This window comes from Pseudomonas sp. NFX224, from assembly GCF_048565165.1.
GTDB lineage: Bacteria > Pseudomonadota > Gammaproteobacteria > Pseudomonadales > Pseudomonadaceae > Aquipseudomonas.
Window position 1 is genome coordinate 2,295,288 of sequence record NZ_CP183416.1, and the last position, 14,117, is coordinate 2,309,404.

At 60.8% G+C, this 14,117-nt stretch carries 11 protein-coding genes; 7 read left to right on the forward strand and 4 right to left on the reverse strand.

The annotated features are described in order from the left end of the window. Nucleotides 1–137: 137 nt before the first annotated feature. The 4 genes from speA to ACNYC6_RS10345 all read right to left on the reverse strand — a co-directional run bounded on the left by speA (nt 138) and on the right by ACNYC6_RS10345 (nt 4,544). Nucleotides 138–2,051 (reverse strand): arginine decarboxylase, encoded by a 1,914-nt coding sequence (speA, locus tag ACNYC6_RS10330; RefSeq protein WP_419712212.1) that lies wholly within the window; start codon nt 2,049–2,051, stop codon nt 138–140. 219 nt (nt 2,052–2,270) lie between these two features. Continuing rightward, complete coding sequence (locus tag ACNYC6_RS10335; protein ID WP_338584517.1) at nt 2,271–2,642, reverse strand: translation initiation factor Sui1; 372 nt, start codon at nt 2,640–2,642, stop codon at nt 2,271–2,273. A 273-nt stretch (nt 2,643–2,915) separates the two neighbouring features. Continuing rightward, complete coding sequence (locus ACNYC6_RS10340; protein ID WP_419712213.1) at nt 2,916–3,473, reverse strand: NUDIX hydrolase; 558 nt, start codon at nt 3,471–3,473, stop codon at nt 2,916–2,918. Between the two features lie 3 nt (nt 3,474–3,476). Continuing rightward, a complete protein-coding gene (locus tag ACNYC6_RS10345; RefSeq protein ID WP_419712214.1) occupies nt 3,477–4,544 on the reverse strand; it encodes a DUF2333 family protein in 1,068 nt (355 codons plus the stop codon). 425 nt (nt 4,545–4,969) lie between these two features. On the opposite strand from ACNYC6_RS10345, the gene gcbA reads away from it, so the two are divergent. The 7 genes from gcbA to prmA all read left to right on the forward strand — a co-directional run bounded on the left by gcbA (nt 4,970) and on the right by prmA (nt 14,113). After that, nucleotides 4,970–6,640 (forward strand): diguanylate cyclase GcbA, encoded by a 1,671-nt coding sequence (gcbA, locus tag ACNYC6_RS10350; protein WP_419712215.1) that lies wholly within the window; start codon nt 4,970–4,972, stop codon nt 6,638–6,640. A gap of 955 nt (nt 6,641–7,595) precedes the next feature. Further along, nucleotides 7,596–8,639, forward strand: coding sequence for a methyl-accepting chemotaxis protein (locus tag ACNYC6_RS10355; RefSeq protein ID WP_419712941.1), 1,044 nt, complete (start codon nt 7,596–7,598; stop codon nt 8,637–8,639). Nucleotides 8,640–8,720: 81 nt separating this feature from the next. Then, nucleotides 8,721–10,466, forward strand: a complete 1,746-nt coding sequence (locus ACNYC6_RS10360) for a protein-disulfide reductase DsbD (RefSeq protein WP_419712216.1) — start codon at nt 8,721–8,723, stop codon at nt 10,464–10,466. Nucleotides 10,467–10,598: 132 nt separating this feature from the next. Beyond that, on the forward strand, nt 10,599–11,054 hold the full coding sequence (gene aroQ, locus ACNYC6_RS10365) for a type II 3-dehydroquinate dehydratase (RefSeq protein WP_223541706.1): 456 nt from the start codon (nt 10,599–10,601) through the stop codon (nt 11,052–11,054). 24 nt (nt 11,055–11,078) lie between these two features. Further along, entirely contained in the window at nt 11,079–11,537 is a 459-nt protein-coding gene (accB, locus tag ACNYC6_RS10370; protein WP_419712217.1) for an acetyl-CoA carboxylase biotin carboxyl carrier protein, read from the forward strand. A 17-nt stretch (nt 11,538–11,554) separates the two neighbouring features. Next, a complete protein-coding gene (accC, locus tag ACNYC6_RS10375) occupies nt 11,555–12,913 on the forward strand; it encodes an acetyl-CoA carboxylase biotin carboxylase subunit (RefSeq protein ID WP_056852463.1) in 1,359 nt (452 codons plus the stop codon). Nucleotides 12,914–13,234: 321 nt separating this feature from the next. Continuing rightward, nucleotides 13,235–14,113: a 50S ribosomal protein L11 methyltransferase gene (prmA, locus tag ACNYC6_RS10380; RefSeq protein WP_419712218.1), complete on the forward strand. Its 879-nt coding sequence runs from the start codon at nt 13,235–13,237 to the stop codon at nt 14,111–14,113. Nucleotides 14,114–14,117: the final 4 nt, after the last annotated feature.

Consider the following 14,117-nt stretch of genomic DNA (forward strand, 5'->3'; position numbering starts at 1 on the left):
AAAGAAGACCAAATGGCTTGGATAGCCGAGGACGTAGGTCGTTTCGCGTGAAAAAAGAGAGTCGCCGCACCAGGCCATCTGAAATTTCCGCAGCGTGCGGTACATTTTCAGACAACCTGATGTGAGCGGGACTTACCTCAGGAAGACAGGTAAGACGAACGGGTCAGGCCCAGACGCAGGGCATCGAGGAACTGGGTGCGCTCGGAGGCACTGATGCGGGCATTGGCGCACTTGTCGCGGTAATGGGTCATCAGCTCTTCGGGCGACAAGTGCACATAGCGCAGCATGTCTTCGATGGTGTCGTGGGTTTCGATACCGGCGTGGTACACGCTGCCATCGGCGTTCTGGTAGATGTTCACCGAATCGGTGTCACCGAACAGGTTGTGCATGTCGCCGAGAATTTCCTGGTAGGCGCCCACCAGGAACACGCCCAACAGATAATCCTCGCCTTCGTTCAACGCGTGGACCGGCAGGCTGGTTTCAATGCTCTGCTCGTCGACGTACTGGTTGATCTTGCCGTCGGAGTCGCAGGTCAAATCCTGCAGCACGGCACGGCGCAGCGGCTCTTCGTCGAGACGGTGCAGCGGGATGATCGGCAGGACCTGATCGATGGCCCAGGTGTCTGGCAGGCTCTGGAATACCGAGAAGTTGCAGATGTACTTGTCGGCCAGCTTGTCGTTGAGCTCGTCCAGCACCTGACGGTGGGAACGCTGACGCGCCTTCAACGAGTTGTGCAGGCGACGGCACACGGCGAAATAGCATTGCTCGGCCAGGGCTTTTTCGGCCAGGGTCAGCTTGCCGTCGGCGTACTGCGACGCCACGTCGCTCATGTAGTGCGTGGCGCGCCAGTAGGTTTCGGTGACCATCTCGATATCGGTCGGGCCCAGCAGGTCCACCAGCCACTGCACGGTTTCCGGCAGCGCTTCCTTGTTCTCGATCTGCGGCACGTCGTCGTTGTGTTTCTCGACGTCGGTCACCTGGATCACCAGCATGGCGTGGTGCGCAGTCAGGGAGCGGCCGCTTTCGGAGAAAATGTTCGGGTGCGGCAGGTTCTGCGCGTCGCAGAATTCCTTGAGCATCCCGACCACGACACCGGCGTAATCGTCCATGTCGTAGTTGATCGAACTGGCGTTACGCGAGTGCGTACCGTCGTAGTCCACGCCCAAACCACCGCCGACGTCGATGTGGTCCACCGGCAGGCCGAGGTTGCGCAATTCGCCGTAGTAACGGATCGCTTCCTTGAACCCGTGCTGGTAGTCCGCGAGGTTGGCGATCTGCGAACCCATGTGGAAGTGCAGCAGGCGAATGCCCTGATCCAGGCCAGCGGCGCGGAAACGCTCGACCACCGACAGCAGCTGTGCCGCCGACAGACCGAACTTGGATTTCTCGCCACCGGTGTCCGCCCACTTGGACGAGGCCAAGGACGACAGGCGCACACGCAGGCCAACCTGTGGCTTGACCTTCAGCGAAGCCGCTTCTTCGATCACCAGGCCGACTTCGGATTCTTTCTCGATCACGATGAACACGTTGTGGCCGAGCTTCTGGCCCATCAAGGCCAGGCGAATGAACTCGCGGTCCTTGTAGCCGTTGCAGACGATGGTGCCGCCCTTCGGCGCCAGTGCCAGCACCGCCAGCAGTTCAGGCTTGGAGCCCGCTTCCAGACCGATGGACACGTTCTGGGTAGCGATGATGTTCTCGATCACCGCTTCCTGCTGGTTCACCTTGATCGGGTACAGCGCGGTGTACTTGCTCTGGTATTCCAGACGCGCAATGTTGGCGTCGAACGCACCGGTCAGCTGACGCACGCGGTCTTGCAGAATGTCCGGGAAACGAACCAGCAACGGCAGCGACAGGCCGCTTTTGCGCAGCTGGTCGACTTGTTCGAACAAGTCGATAGGCGAACTGCTCGGACCGTTCGGACGAACTTCGACGCGACCGGCGTCATTGATCGCGAAATACCCGGCCCCCCAATGGCGAATCCCGTAAACACTGCGGCTATCCGCAACTGTCCATTGGCTGCCATCGTCTTTGCGTGTGCGTCGTACGGACATCGAAGTCCCCTATAAAGAAGTCATAGTGCGTCGCCTGGATTCAGGCCGGCGCAGTCTAAAGAATGAAAATGACGGTTCGTCAACGAGGGGGTAGACCCCGCCGACGGCAGTGAGTTTAGAAACCGGTCATGAACAGGCTCTGTGAAAACCATGGTGACGACGCCGGGCCTGAACGCAATCAGGACCGGATCAAGCCGCAGGTGGGTTTCACAGAGGCTGCTAGCCGCCGGACTTCTTCGCTTTGAAACCGAGCTTGATCAGTTCAGCCAAGAGTAGCTCGACATGATCGCCCTGGATTTCAATGATCCCGTCTTTCAACGCCCCGCCGGTGCCACAACGTTTCTTCAACGTGGTCGCCAGCTCCTTGAGCGCGTCTTCAGCCAACGGCACGCCGGTGATGGTCGTCACCGTCTTGCCGCCACGGCCCTTGCTTTCGCGACGCACGCGAGCAATGCCGTCGCCGGCCGGGATAACGGTCTGTTTGCAGATGCAGGCGTCCACCGGTTTACTGCAATCCGGGCAATGACGACCTGCGTCGGTGGAAAATACCAGGCCACCTAAGGCGGCGAAGGATGCGGCTTTTTTGGCCACCGGCAATCCTCTTGGGAGGACAAAGACTGGTCGCAGCACTCGGGAAGTGCCATCGACCGCGAAGCCCCACTCAGGCAGGGGCAGCGCTACTGAAACGGTACAACATGCATTTCACTGCAGGAGCGAGCCTGCTCGCGATGGACGTCAACGATAACGCACGGCATCAGGCAGCACACGTCGTCCTTGCGTTTTTCGCGAGCAGGCTCGCCCCTACAAAAGGTCGCGCAGTGTAACGGCAAAAACGCCGATTGCTAAGGGCCAATCAGCGCCAATTTATGCCTCTTTTGCGACGTCCTCGCCACGGGAACGAAGATAGCGCTTCAACGCGGCCAAAGAGTCCGGGCAGTAAGGCTTTTGCTCGATTTCCTGCATGACCTGTGCAATGGGGATAAAGCGCGCTTCCAGCACCTCTTCCGGCTGCAGGATCAATGGGCCGTCCCACACCGCCGAAAACGCCGAACACCACAGGCGATTGCCGGTGTCCTCGAAGAAAAAGTGATCGTGGGCGCTCAACGCCACGCCGCTCACACCCAACTCCTCTTCCAGCTCCCGGGCCGCCGACTCGGCATAGGTTTCCGTGGCAAGCACCATACCGCCCGCCGCGACGTCCCAGTAACCGGGATAAATAGCCTTGCTCAACGTCCGCCGATGCACGCAAAGCTCACCGGCGGAGTTGAACAACATAATGTAGGTGCCGCGCCCGATCAGCCCGCGCTCACGCAGCTCGGAACGGACAAGGGCGCCGAGCAGGTTGTCTTGCTCGTCGACCCAGGCGATCTGTTCAGCATCCGAGGCCGCACGGTGCGCAGCCTCTCTGGCGTTATCGACCATGACTCAGCCCTGATTGAGCAATTGACGCAAATCGATCATCGCCGCGTTGGCCCGGGAAATATAGTTGGCCATGACCAGCGAGTGGTTGGCCAACACGCCGAAGCCGCTGCCGTTGAGGATCATCGGGCTCCAGACCGGTTCCTGGGAAGCCTCCAGCTCACGAATGATCTGGCGCACGCTGACCGTGGCGTTCTTCTTGGCCAATACATCGGCGAAGTCGACTTCGATGGCGCGCAGCAAGTGCGACAAGGCCCACGCCTGGCCGCGAGCTTCGTAGAACACGTTGTCGATTTGCAGCCATGGGGTTTCGACGATTTCTTCGTCAACCTGCGGCGCTACACCCGGTGCCACGACCTCGGTCTTCAGCGCCGTGTTGAGCTTGACCCGGCCAACGCTGGCCGACAGGCGTTGCGACAACGAACCCAGGCGCGTGCCGACATCGCCCAGCCAGTTGTTCAGGTTGTCGGCACGGGCATAAAACAGTGCGCTCTTCTGGTTCGGGTCGGACAGACGCGCCTGATAGCGGCTCAGGGAGTTGATGCCTTCCTGATATTCGGACTCACTGGACGGCAGCACCCAGCTCTTGTTGTCGAAGTTGAAACGCGGCTCGGCCTTGGCCAGGTCGGCGTCTTCAGCGGACTGCGATTGCGAGCGCGCGAAGTCTTTACGCAGTGCACGGCTCAAATCACGCACCTGCACCAGCACGCCATATTCCCAGCTCGGCATGTTGTCCATCCACAGGCCCGGCGGGAAACGGTCGTTGGAAATGTAGCCGCCCGGCTTGGTCAGCAACGTGCCGGCAACGGTCTTGAGGGTTTCCACCGTGGTGTAGCCGATCACCATTTGCTTGCCTTCTTTCTCGGCAGCCATTTGCGCCGTCTGCTGCACCGGGAACAACTCGGGCTCCTGGCTCCAATACCAACCGAGAGCAATCGCCACCAACAGGTAGAGGCCGATCAACGTGGCCAGCGCGCGGCTGAACAACAGGCCACCCAGATAACTGCGGGTGGCCGATTTCGGCTCAGCGGCACGTTCAGGTGCGCTACCGGCGCGGTTCTTCCAGTCCAGCATGGCGATTTCCTTTCAATTACTTGGGTTCATCGGTTCGACCACAACCATACAACAACGTGCCTTGGCCCGGCACCCGACGTCGGGTTAATGAGGAAAATTATCCGCCCGCAGCCTCTAAGGGAATCCCTGAGCCCCCTACACGCGAAATTGCTCTTCTATTTACTTCGACGAAAAATCGAAAGAGCCTGACAGACGAGGTTCACTTTCACCCTCGGAAATAGCTGTGTGAACAGCAGTAAAACCCTTGAAAGCCCCAGCTAACAGACACTTCACGAGAATCAGCATTCGATTATCGACTCATGAGTCAGAAACTGAATGCGCTCGCTTGGCAGATTATTGACGTACAACTCTCATGTTATTGAAAAGAGATGCTAGCATAGAGCCACCAGTCGACCTCAGCGTGCCCCCTAATCAGTAGTCAGGATATGACCGAGCCAGCAGACCCCAGCCGCGAGCGCCTCAAGCACCACTTTGCCCAGCGGGTAATTCATCAGGCACGTCAGATACTTGAGATATGGCAGCGCCTGCAACGCAGCGAGTGGTCCACTACCGATTTGTCGGAACTGAGCGAGGCAAACCTGCGCCTGCTGCGTTTCGCCGAGCGCTTCGAACAGCCGGAACACACGCAACTGGCACGCCACATCGGCCAGTCGCTGGAGGCTGTCGACGCCAATCGCGGACGCCTGAGCAGCGGCCTGATCACCGACCTCAACCGTTTGATGCAGCGCCTGTCGCGCACCGGTCTGCGGCATGGCGATCAGCTCGACCAAACGTTCCTGCCGCCGCTGCGCAAGCCGATCTACGTGATGCTGCAGGACCATGACCGCGCCGAACGCCTGGCCAAACAACTGGAATTCTTCGGGCTCAGCGCCCAGTCCCTCGACAGCGTGGCGGCGTTTCGCTCCTCGATGGTCGAGCGCCTGCCTGCTGCGATTGTCATGGACGTCGACTTCAGCGGCCCCGGCGTTGGCCTGAAACTGGCCGCCGAAGCCCAGGAAGGTCTCGATCATCGTTTGCCGCTGCTGTTCTTCAGCCTGCACGAAACCGACACCCCGACCCGTCTCGCCGCCGTGCGCGCCGGTGGCCAGGAGTTCCTCACCGGCACCCTTGAAGCGTCGAGCCTGCTGGAGAAAATCGAGGTCCTGACCTGCGTCGCCCAGTACGAGCCTTATAAAGTGCTGATCATCGACGACTCCCGCGCCCAGGCCCTGCACACCGAGCGCCTGCTCAACAGCGCCGGGATCGTCACCCGCACGCTGATCGAGCCGATCCAGGCCATGGCCGAACTGGCGGACTTTCAGCCGGACCTGATCATCCTCGACATGTACATGCCGGCCTGCACCGGTACCGAACTGGCCAAGGTGATCCGCCACAACGACCGTTACGTCAGCGTGCCGATCATTTATCTCTCGGCCGAGGACGATCTGGACAAGCAACTCGAGGCCATGAGCGAGGGCGGCGACGACTTCCTGACCAAGCCAATCAAGCCTCGGCACCTGATCACCACCGTGCGCAACCGCGCGGCGCGGGCGCGTAACCTGAAGGCACGGATGGTCCGCGACAGCCTCACCGGTCTGTACAACCACACCCACATCCTGCAATTGCTCGAAGATTGCTCGTTCCGCGCTCGCCGGGAGAGCAAGCCGCTGAGCTTTGCCATGCTCGACATCGACCACTTCAAGCGGGTCAACGACAGCCACGGGCACCCCATGGGCGACCGGGTGATCAAGAGCCTGGCGCTGTTTCTCAAGCAGCGGTTGCGCAAGACCGACTTCATTGGCCGATACGGCGGCGAAGAATTCGCCATCGTCATGCCCGACACCGACCTCGAAGCGGCGTGGAACGTACTGGATGAAATCCGTCAGCGTTTTGCCGAAATTCACTACCCTGCCCAGCCGCAGGACCTGTGGTGCACCTTCAGCGCCGGGGTGGTCGAACTGTGTGAAAACTCCGACAGCCTGTCGATGGCCAGCCTGGCCGACGAGGCGCTGTACCGTGCAAAAGGCGCCGGACGCAACCGCGTGCAGGCCGCACAGACGTCAAAGCAAAGTGCCACTTTTTCATCTCAATCGACCCCTTCCGTCATAACCCTGTAACAGAAACGCAATAACTTCAGGCGCTTACCATTCTGCCGTTGGTAGTCCCGCGATGCGCCTGAAGCTGCTGACCAATCTCAACACCGTCCTTTTAGTTGCCGTGTGCGTGGCCCTTGGCGCCACGCTCTGGTGGTCGCAAAAAGCCCTCGAACGCCCCTATCTATTAATGGAGCGTTACCTGGGTTTGTCCCAGCAGTTCCAGAATGAAGTGGCGCGCAATGTCGAGGACTACCTCGGCAATGGCGACGCCCTGCGCTTGAGCAGCGCCAGCCAGGCCATCGATAACCTGCAAAAGGAACTCGGTGAGTTACCACCGGCGCTGGCTGAAACCTTGCGCCCCAGCCTGTCGAACCTCAATGACTTCAGCAAAACCGACTTGCTCGCCGCTGGCAAACTTGCGGGCGACCCGCAGGCCCTGTTGCTGCAAGCCGAGCGCGAACTGAGCGCCAGCCTTGACCAACTCAGCCAGTACGCCAAAGGTAACCCGACCTACCTGACACCGCTGCTCACCGCGTCCCAGCATCTGGGCAAACTGTCGCTGGCCCGGGACAAACTGGTGAGTAGCGGTCGCAGCGAACTGACCGCCGATGTCGAGCGCGAAGTCAGCAATATCCGCACCCAAGCCGAGCAAATCGACGCCTTGCCGTTGCTTGGCGTGGCGGTCAGCAGCGAATCGAACACCGATGATTTCGCCGCAATGATGGGTCTGGAGAACACCGAGAAAGCTGTCGCCGAAGACGCCGGGGTCGGTTTCAAGCGCGAACTCAACAGCCTGCTCAACCGCTACCCGGCGGAACTGGCACGCACCCGTGACCAGATCCGGAAACGGGCCGACCTCAGCACCGCGACGCACCTGAAAATCGCCGACGTGCAGCACGCCATCGCCGGCCTGGAGCCGGTGGTACGTGCCCAGCACGGACAGATCCAGGGCGAAGTGCGATTGATGCAAGGGCTGATGATCGGCCTGATTCTGCTGATCGCGCTGCTGATCGACACCCTGCAACGCAAACTCGCCCGTACGCTGACCAACCTCGCCCCCGCCCTGTCGACCTGGGCCGAGGGTAATTTCAGCCAGGACATCCAGTTGGGCAAGACCAACCGCGAACTGCATGACATTGAGGCGTCGCTCAATCGCTTGCGCACCTATCTGGTGGCCCTGGTGGGGACCATTCGCCTCAACGCCGAACAAGTCGCCGGCAGCAGCCGCACCCTGGCCGAGTTGAGCAATGAACTGCACAGCGGCGCCGAACATCAGGCCGGAGACACCGCGCTGATCCGTGATTCCCTCGGTGAGCTGGAAGCGACCATCCAGCAAGTCGCCGGAGACGCCAGCCAGGCCGCCGACGCCAGCCGTCATGCCGGGCTGGCAGTGGAGCAGGGGCAAAAAGTCATCGGCCTGAGTCTCACCGGCCTGCATGCGCTGGTAGAAGAAGTACAGGGCAACGCGCAGATGATCGAACATCTGGCCGAAGAATCCGCAACCATCGGCGGCGTGTTGACGGTGATCCGCTCGATCGCCGACCAGACCAACCTGCTGGCCCTGAACGCCGCCATTGAAGCCGCACGTGCTGGGGAAATGGGCCGCGGTTTTGCCGTGGTGGCCGAAGAAGTGCGCTCGCTGGCGCAACGCACCGCTGGCGCCACGGCCGAAATCCAGACCTTGATCGCCGGCCTGCAAACCGCCGCACGGCAATCGGTCGAGGGCATGCGCGCCCAGGTCGAACATGCCGAGGCCACGGCCAACCAGGCCCAGGCCGCCGACGGCGCGCTGGATAAAATCGTCGGGGCGATCCAGACCATTTCCGATACCGCCGTCCGCATCGCCGATGTCACCGCCCAGCAGAGCGGCGCCGTCAGCGAAATTCGCGATCACAGTGAGCGGATTCATCAATTGGGTGGGGATAACTTGCTGCGCATCGGTGAAGGGCGTGAGCAAGGGGAGAATCTGCTGGTGCTGGGTGGGCGACTGCATACCGCCGTCCAAGCCTTCCGCGTCTGATCGATCGCCTTCACTGTAGGAGGGCGGCGACAGCGTGCGCTCTCAGCTATCATGCCGGCATCATTGATACGCGAGATTGTCATGCGCCGTTTGCTCTGCCTGCTGCTTTTAGTCTTCGCCCTGCCGGCCGCCGCCACCGGTCTGCTGGAAAGTCGCCCCAGTTCCACCCTGGGATCGATCAACAACAGCGCCGACTTTCTGCCGGTGCGCGAAGCGTTTCAGTTGAGCCTGGTAGAAAGCACGCCGCAATCGATCAAACTGCGCTTCGTCGCCACCGAGGGTTATTACCTCTACCGCCACCGCTTTCAATTCCGCGCCGATCCGGCCGATGTCGTCCTTGGTGCGGCGCAATTGCCCGACGGGCAAAAAAAGCACGATGAGTACTTCGGCGATGTCGAGGTCTACCACGGCATTCTCGATGTAGAACTGCCGCGCACCGATCAGCGCGCCTTCACCCTGGCCGTGACTTATCAGGGCTGCGCCGACAAAGGCCTGTGTTATCCGCCGGAAACCGAGCGCCTGAGCATCGACGGCAGCGGCAGTCCTGCAACGATTCATGACTGGGGCTGGCGCGAACTGGCGCTGTTCTTCCTCGCCGGCCTCGGCCTGACCTTTACCCCCTGCGTGCTGCCGATGCTGCCGATCCTTTCCGGCGTGGTGTTGCGTGGTCAGGTCGGCGGCTGGCGTGGTTTCAACCTGTCGCTGGCTTACGTGCTGCCGATGGCGGTGTGCTTCGCTTTGCTCGGTGCGTTGATGGGGATGTTCGGCGCGCAGTTGAATCTTCAGGCGCGGCTGCAATCAGCCTGGGTGCTGGTGCCGTTCGCGATGTTTTTTGCCGTGTTCGCTTTGGCGATGTTCGGCGTGTTCGAACTCAAGCTGCCGCAAGCCATCAGCACTCGACTGGACCGCATTGCCGGTCGCACCGAGGGTGGTTCGCTGTGGGGCGCGGCGGTGCTCGGCGTGGTTTCCAGCCTGTTGGTTTCGCCCTGCGTTTCAGCACCATTGGCCGGCGCGTTGCTGTACATCAGCGCCAGCGGCGATGCCTTGGGCGGCGGCTTGAAACTGTTCATGCTCGGTCTCGGCATGGGTGCGCCGTTGTTGCTGGTGGCCACTGGCGGCGCGGCGTGGTTGCCGAAAAGCGGACCGTGGCTGATCTACGTGAAAAACGCGATTGGCGTATTGCTGCTGGGGCTGGCGATCGGCTTGCTCAGCCGGGTATTGCCAGGCCAGGTCACTTTGCTGTTGATCGGTTTGCTGGCCGCTGGCGTCGGGTTGTTCATGGGCGCGCTGGAGTTCGTCTACAAGCCGCCGAGAAAACGCCTGGCTCAACTGTTCGGAATGTTCCTGCTGTTTTATGCACTGGCCTGCTGGTATGGCGGATTCAGCGGGCAGAGCGACCCGTTCAATCCGATCGGCCAGTCGCGCACGGTCGCCGGCAACGAGCCTGCACCCGACACCAGCCGCTGGCAAACCGTCAGCACCCCGGCAGACCTCGACCGCGTTCTCGCCGAAGCCAGCTCGTCCAGCACCCCGCTGCTGCTCGACTGGTACGCCGACTGGTGCATCAGTTGCAAAGTCATCGAGCACGAAGTGCTGAATGACACTACCGTTGTCGAACGCCTCAAGGGCTACCGCCTGGTCCGTTTCGACATCACCGAGAGCAATGCCGAACAACGCGCACTGCTCGACCGCTACAAACTGTTCGGACCACCGGCCCTGATGTTTTTCGGCAAAGACGGTGTCGAACGCGCCGATGTGCGGGTGATCGGCGAGATCAATGCGGCGGACTTCGCCGAACGTGTCGCCAAAGCGAATGACCGGATTTAATCAGGCAGTCATATATTTCGCGCAAACATCGGTCATCGTGCTGGCTATTGCAGAGAACTGGACAGTCACAAAGGCTTTGCGGCATAGTCGCCGGGTTCTGACAATTGCACACGGATAACAAAGGAACAGCCGATGGCGACGCTACTCGTCCTGCACGGACCCAACCTGAACTTGCTCGGCACCCGCGAACCGGGCACGTACGGCGCCACGACTCTGGCGCAGATCAACCAGGACCTGGAACGCCGCGCCCGTGAAGGCGGCCACCATTTGCTGCACCTGCAAAGCAACGCCGAGTACGAATTGATCGACCGCATCCACGCGGCTCGCAGCGAAGGCGTTGACTTCATTTTGATCAACCCGGCAGCTTTTACACATACAAGTGTCGCATTACGTGACGCGCTGCTGGCGGTGAGCATCCCATTCATCGAAGTGCATTTGTCTAACGTGCACAAACGCGAACCTTTCCGCCATCACTCTTACTTCTCCGACGTAGCGGTGGGAGTGATCTGCGGCCTTGGCGCCAGCGGTTACCGACTGGCCCTGGAGGCCGCCCTGGAACAGCTTGAACAACAAGTTAACCGCCCCTGACCGACCCTTGGGAGTTGATGATTCATGGATATCCGTAAAGTTAAGAAACTGATCGAATTGCTGGAAGAGTCCGGCATCGACGAGCTCGAGATCAAGGAAGGCGAAGAGTCCGTACGCATCAGCCGCCATAGCAAGACCCCGGCTCAGCAGTACTACGCACCGGCTCCAATGCCTGCTCCGGCCGCCGCGCCTGCCGCTGCTCCGGCTGCCGCAGCTGCACCAGCCGCTCCTGCTGCACCAGCGCTGAACGGCACCGTTGCCCGTTCGCCGATGGTCGGTACGTTCTATCGCAAATCTTCGCCAACCTCGCCGTCCTTCGTTGAAGTCGGCCAGACCGTGAAGAAAGGCGACACCCTGTGCATCGTTGAAGCCATGAAGATGATGAACCACATCGAAGCTGAAACCAGCGGTGTGATCGAATCCATCCTCGTTGAAGACGGCCAGCCGGTTGAGTACGACCAACCGCTGTTCACCATCGTTTGAACCGCGGAGAGCCTTTGATGACTGCGAAGTTGGAAAAAGTTCTGATCGCCAACCGCGGTGAGATCGCCCTGCGGATCCTGCGCGCTTGCAAAGAGATGGGCATCAAGACCGTCGCCGTTTACTCCAAGGCTGACAAGGAACTGATGCACCTGGGTCTGGCAGACGAGTCCGTCTGCATCGGCCCGGCATCGGCCGCCCACTCCTACCTGCACATTCCGGCAATCATCGCCGCCGCCGAAGTGACTGGCGCCACCGCCATTCACCCGGGCTATGGTTTCCTCGCGGAAAACGCCGACTTCGCCGAGCAGGTCGAGAACTCCGGCTTCGCCTTTATCGGTCCGAAAGCTGAAACCATCCGCCTGATGGGCGATAAGGTTTCGGCCAAGCACGCGATGATCGCCGCTGGCGTACCGACCGTTCCCGGTTCCGACGGCCCGCTGCCGGAAGACGAAGAAACCGCTCTGCGCATTGGTCGCGAAGTCGGTTATCCGGTGATCATCAAGGCCGCTGGCGGCGGCGGTGGTCGCGGCATGCGCGTTGTGCATAAAGAAGAAGACCTGATTTCCTCGGCCAAACTGACCCGCTCCGAAGCTGGCGCGGCGTTCGGCAACCCGATGGTCTATCTGGAAAAATTCCTGACCAACCCACGTCACGTGGAAGTTCAGGTCCTGTCCGACGGCCAGGGCAATGCCATCCACCTGGGCGACCGCGATTGCTCGCTGCAACGTCGTCACCAGAAAGTTCTCGAAGAAGCGCCGGCACCGGGCATCGACGAGAAGGCTCGCCAGGAAGTTTTCGCTCGCTGCGTCAAGGCGTGCATCGACATCGGTTACCGTGGTGCAGGTACTTTCGAGTTCCTGTATGAAAACGGTCGCTTCTACTTCATCGAGATGAACACTCGTGTCCAGGTAGAGCACCCGGTTTCGGAAATGGTCACCGGTATCGACATCGTCAAGGAGATGCTCAGCATCGCCGCCGGTAACAAGCTGTCGTTCACCCAGGATGACGTGGTCATCCGCGGTCACGCGCTGGAATGCCGGATCAATGCCGAAGACCCGAAAACCTTCATGCCGAGCCCTGGCACGGTCAAGCACTTCCACGCTCCAGGCGGCAACGGCGTTCGCGTCGATTCGCACCTGTACAGTGGATATGCCGTTCCGCCGAACTACGATTCGTTGATCGGCAAGCTGATCACCTACGGCGCAACCCGTGACGAAGCCATGGCGCGCATGCGCAATGCGCTGGACGAGATCGTGGTCGACGGGATCAAGACCAACATCCCGCTGCACCGCGACCTCACCCGCGATGAAGGCTTCTGCAAAGGGGGCGTGAACATTCACTACCTCGAGCACAAGCTGGCTGGCGAGAAGCACTAAGCTTCGACCCGATCAACAAAGCCGCCTTCGGGCGGCTTTGTTGCTTCTGGACATTACTGCGCACCGTATCTTTGTGGCGAGGGAGCTTGCTCCCGCTCGGTTGCGCAGCAACCGCAAAACCATCAAGCCGGGCCAGAGAGATCCGTTTCTGCCATTTTGGGACCGCTGCGCGCTCCAGCGGGAGCAAGCTCCCTCGCCACAAGTTTTTCGTTCACACCTGAACACTACCAACCCGGTCGTCATCCGCCCCGCGCTCGCGTAAACTTGCGCGCTTCTCGCAGCCCGCTAGGCTGCAATCAATATTTTTCAAAGGTGCCCGCCATGCCTTGGCTGCAAGTCCGTCTCGCCATCAGCCCAGAACAAGCCGAAACCTACGAAGACGCTTTCCTTGAAGTGGGCGCCGTATCGGTGACCTTCATGGACGCCGAAGATCAGCCGATCTTCGAGCCGGAACTCAACACCACGCCACTGTGGTCGCACACGCACCTGCTGGCCCTGTTCGAAGGCGGCACCGAGCCTGGCCCGGTGCTGGCCCATCTGGAATTGCTGACCGGCAGCCCGCTGCCCGAACATCACAGCGAAGTGATCGAAGACCAGGATTGGGAGCGCAGCTGGATGGACGGTTTCCAGCCAATGCGTTTCGGCCAGCGCCTGTGGATCGTGCCGAGCTGGCACGCAGCACCGGAGCCGGATGCGGTAAACCTGCTGCTTGATCCGGGCCTCGCATTCGGCACCGGCACTCACCCGACCACCGCACTGTGCCTGGAATGGCTCGACGGTCAGGACCTGAAAGGCTGCAACGTGCTGGACTTCGGCTGCGGTTCGGGGATTCTGGCGATTGCCGCCCTGCTGTTGGGCGCCAAGGAAGCGGTCGGTACTGACATCGACGTGCAGGCGCTGGAAGCCTCCCGCGACAACGCCGGGCGCAACCATATTGCTGACGAGCTCTTCCCGCTGTACCTGCCGGAAGATCTGCCGCAGGTTCAGGCCGATGTGCTGGTCGCCAACATTCTCGCCGGCCCACTGGTATCCCTGGCACCGCAACTGTCCGGTCTGGTCAAGTCCGGCGGGCGTCTGGCGCTGTCGGGCATCCTCGCCGAGCAAGGCGATGAGGTCGCCGCCGCCTACGCCAAGGACTTCGATCTGGACCCAATCGCCAATCGCGATGGCTGGGTGCGCATCACAGGCCGTCGGCGCTAGAATG

What these genes read in the sequence shown, in the direction of transcription:
- ACNYC6_RS10355 (WP_419712941.1), top strand. Translation starts at nt 7,596, where the DNA reads ATGATCGGCCTGATTCTGCTGATCGCGCTGCTGATCGACACCCTGCAA.
- gcbA (WP_419712215.1), top strand. Translation starts at nt 4,970, where the DNA reads ATGACCGAGCCAGCAGACCCCAGCCGCGAGCGCCTCAAGCACCACTTT.
- speA (WP_419712212.1), bottom strand. Translation starts at nt 2,051, where the DNA reads ATGTCCGTACGACGCACACGCAAAGACGATGGCAGCCAATGGACAGTT.
- ACNYC6_RS10360 (WP_419712216.1), top strand. Translation starts at nt 8,721, where the DNA reads ATGCGCCGTTTGCTCTGCCTGCTGCTTTTAGTCTTCGCCCTGCCGGCC.
- aroQ (WP_223541706.1), top strand. Translation starts at nt 10,599, where the DNA reads ATGGCGACGCTACTCGTCCTGCACGGACCCAACCTGAACTTGCTCGGC.
- accC (WP_056852463.1), top strand. Translation starts at nt 11,555, where the DNA reads ATGACTGCGAAGTTGGAAAAAGTTCTGATCGCCAACCGCGGTGAGATC.
- ACNYC6_RS10345 (WP_419712214.1), bottom strand. Translation starts at nt 4,544, where the DNA reads ATGCTGGACTGGAAGAACCGCGCCGGTAGCGCACCTGAACGTGCCGCT.
- prmA (WP_419712218.1), top strand. Translation starts at nt 13,235, where the DNA reads ATGCCTTGGCTGCAAGTCCGTCTCGCCATCAGCCCAGAACAAGCCGAA.
- ACNYC6_RS10340 (WP_419712213.1), bottom strand. Translation starts at nt 3,473, where the DNA reads ATGGTCGATAACGCCAGAGAGGCTGCGCACCGTGCGGCCTCGGATGCT.
- accB (WP_419712217.1), top strand. Translation starts at nt 11,079, where the DNA reads ATGGATATCCGTAAAGTTAAGAAACTGATCGAATTGCTGGAAGAGTCC.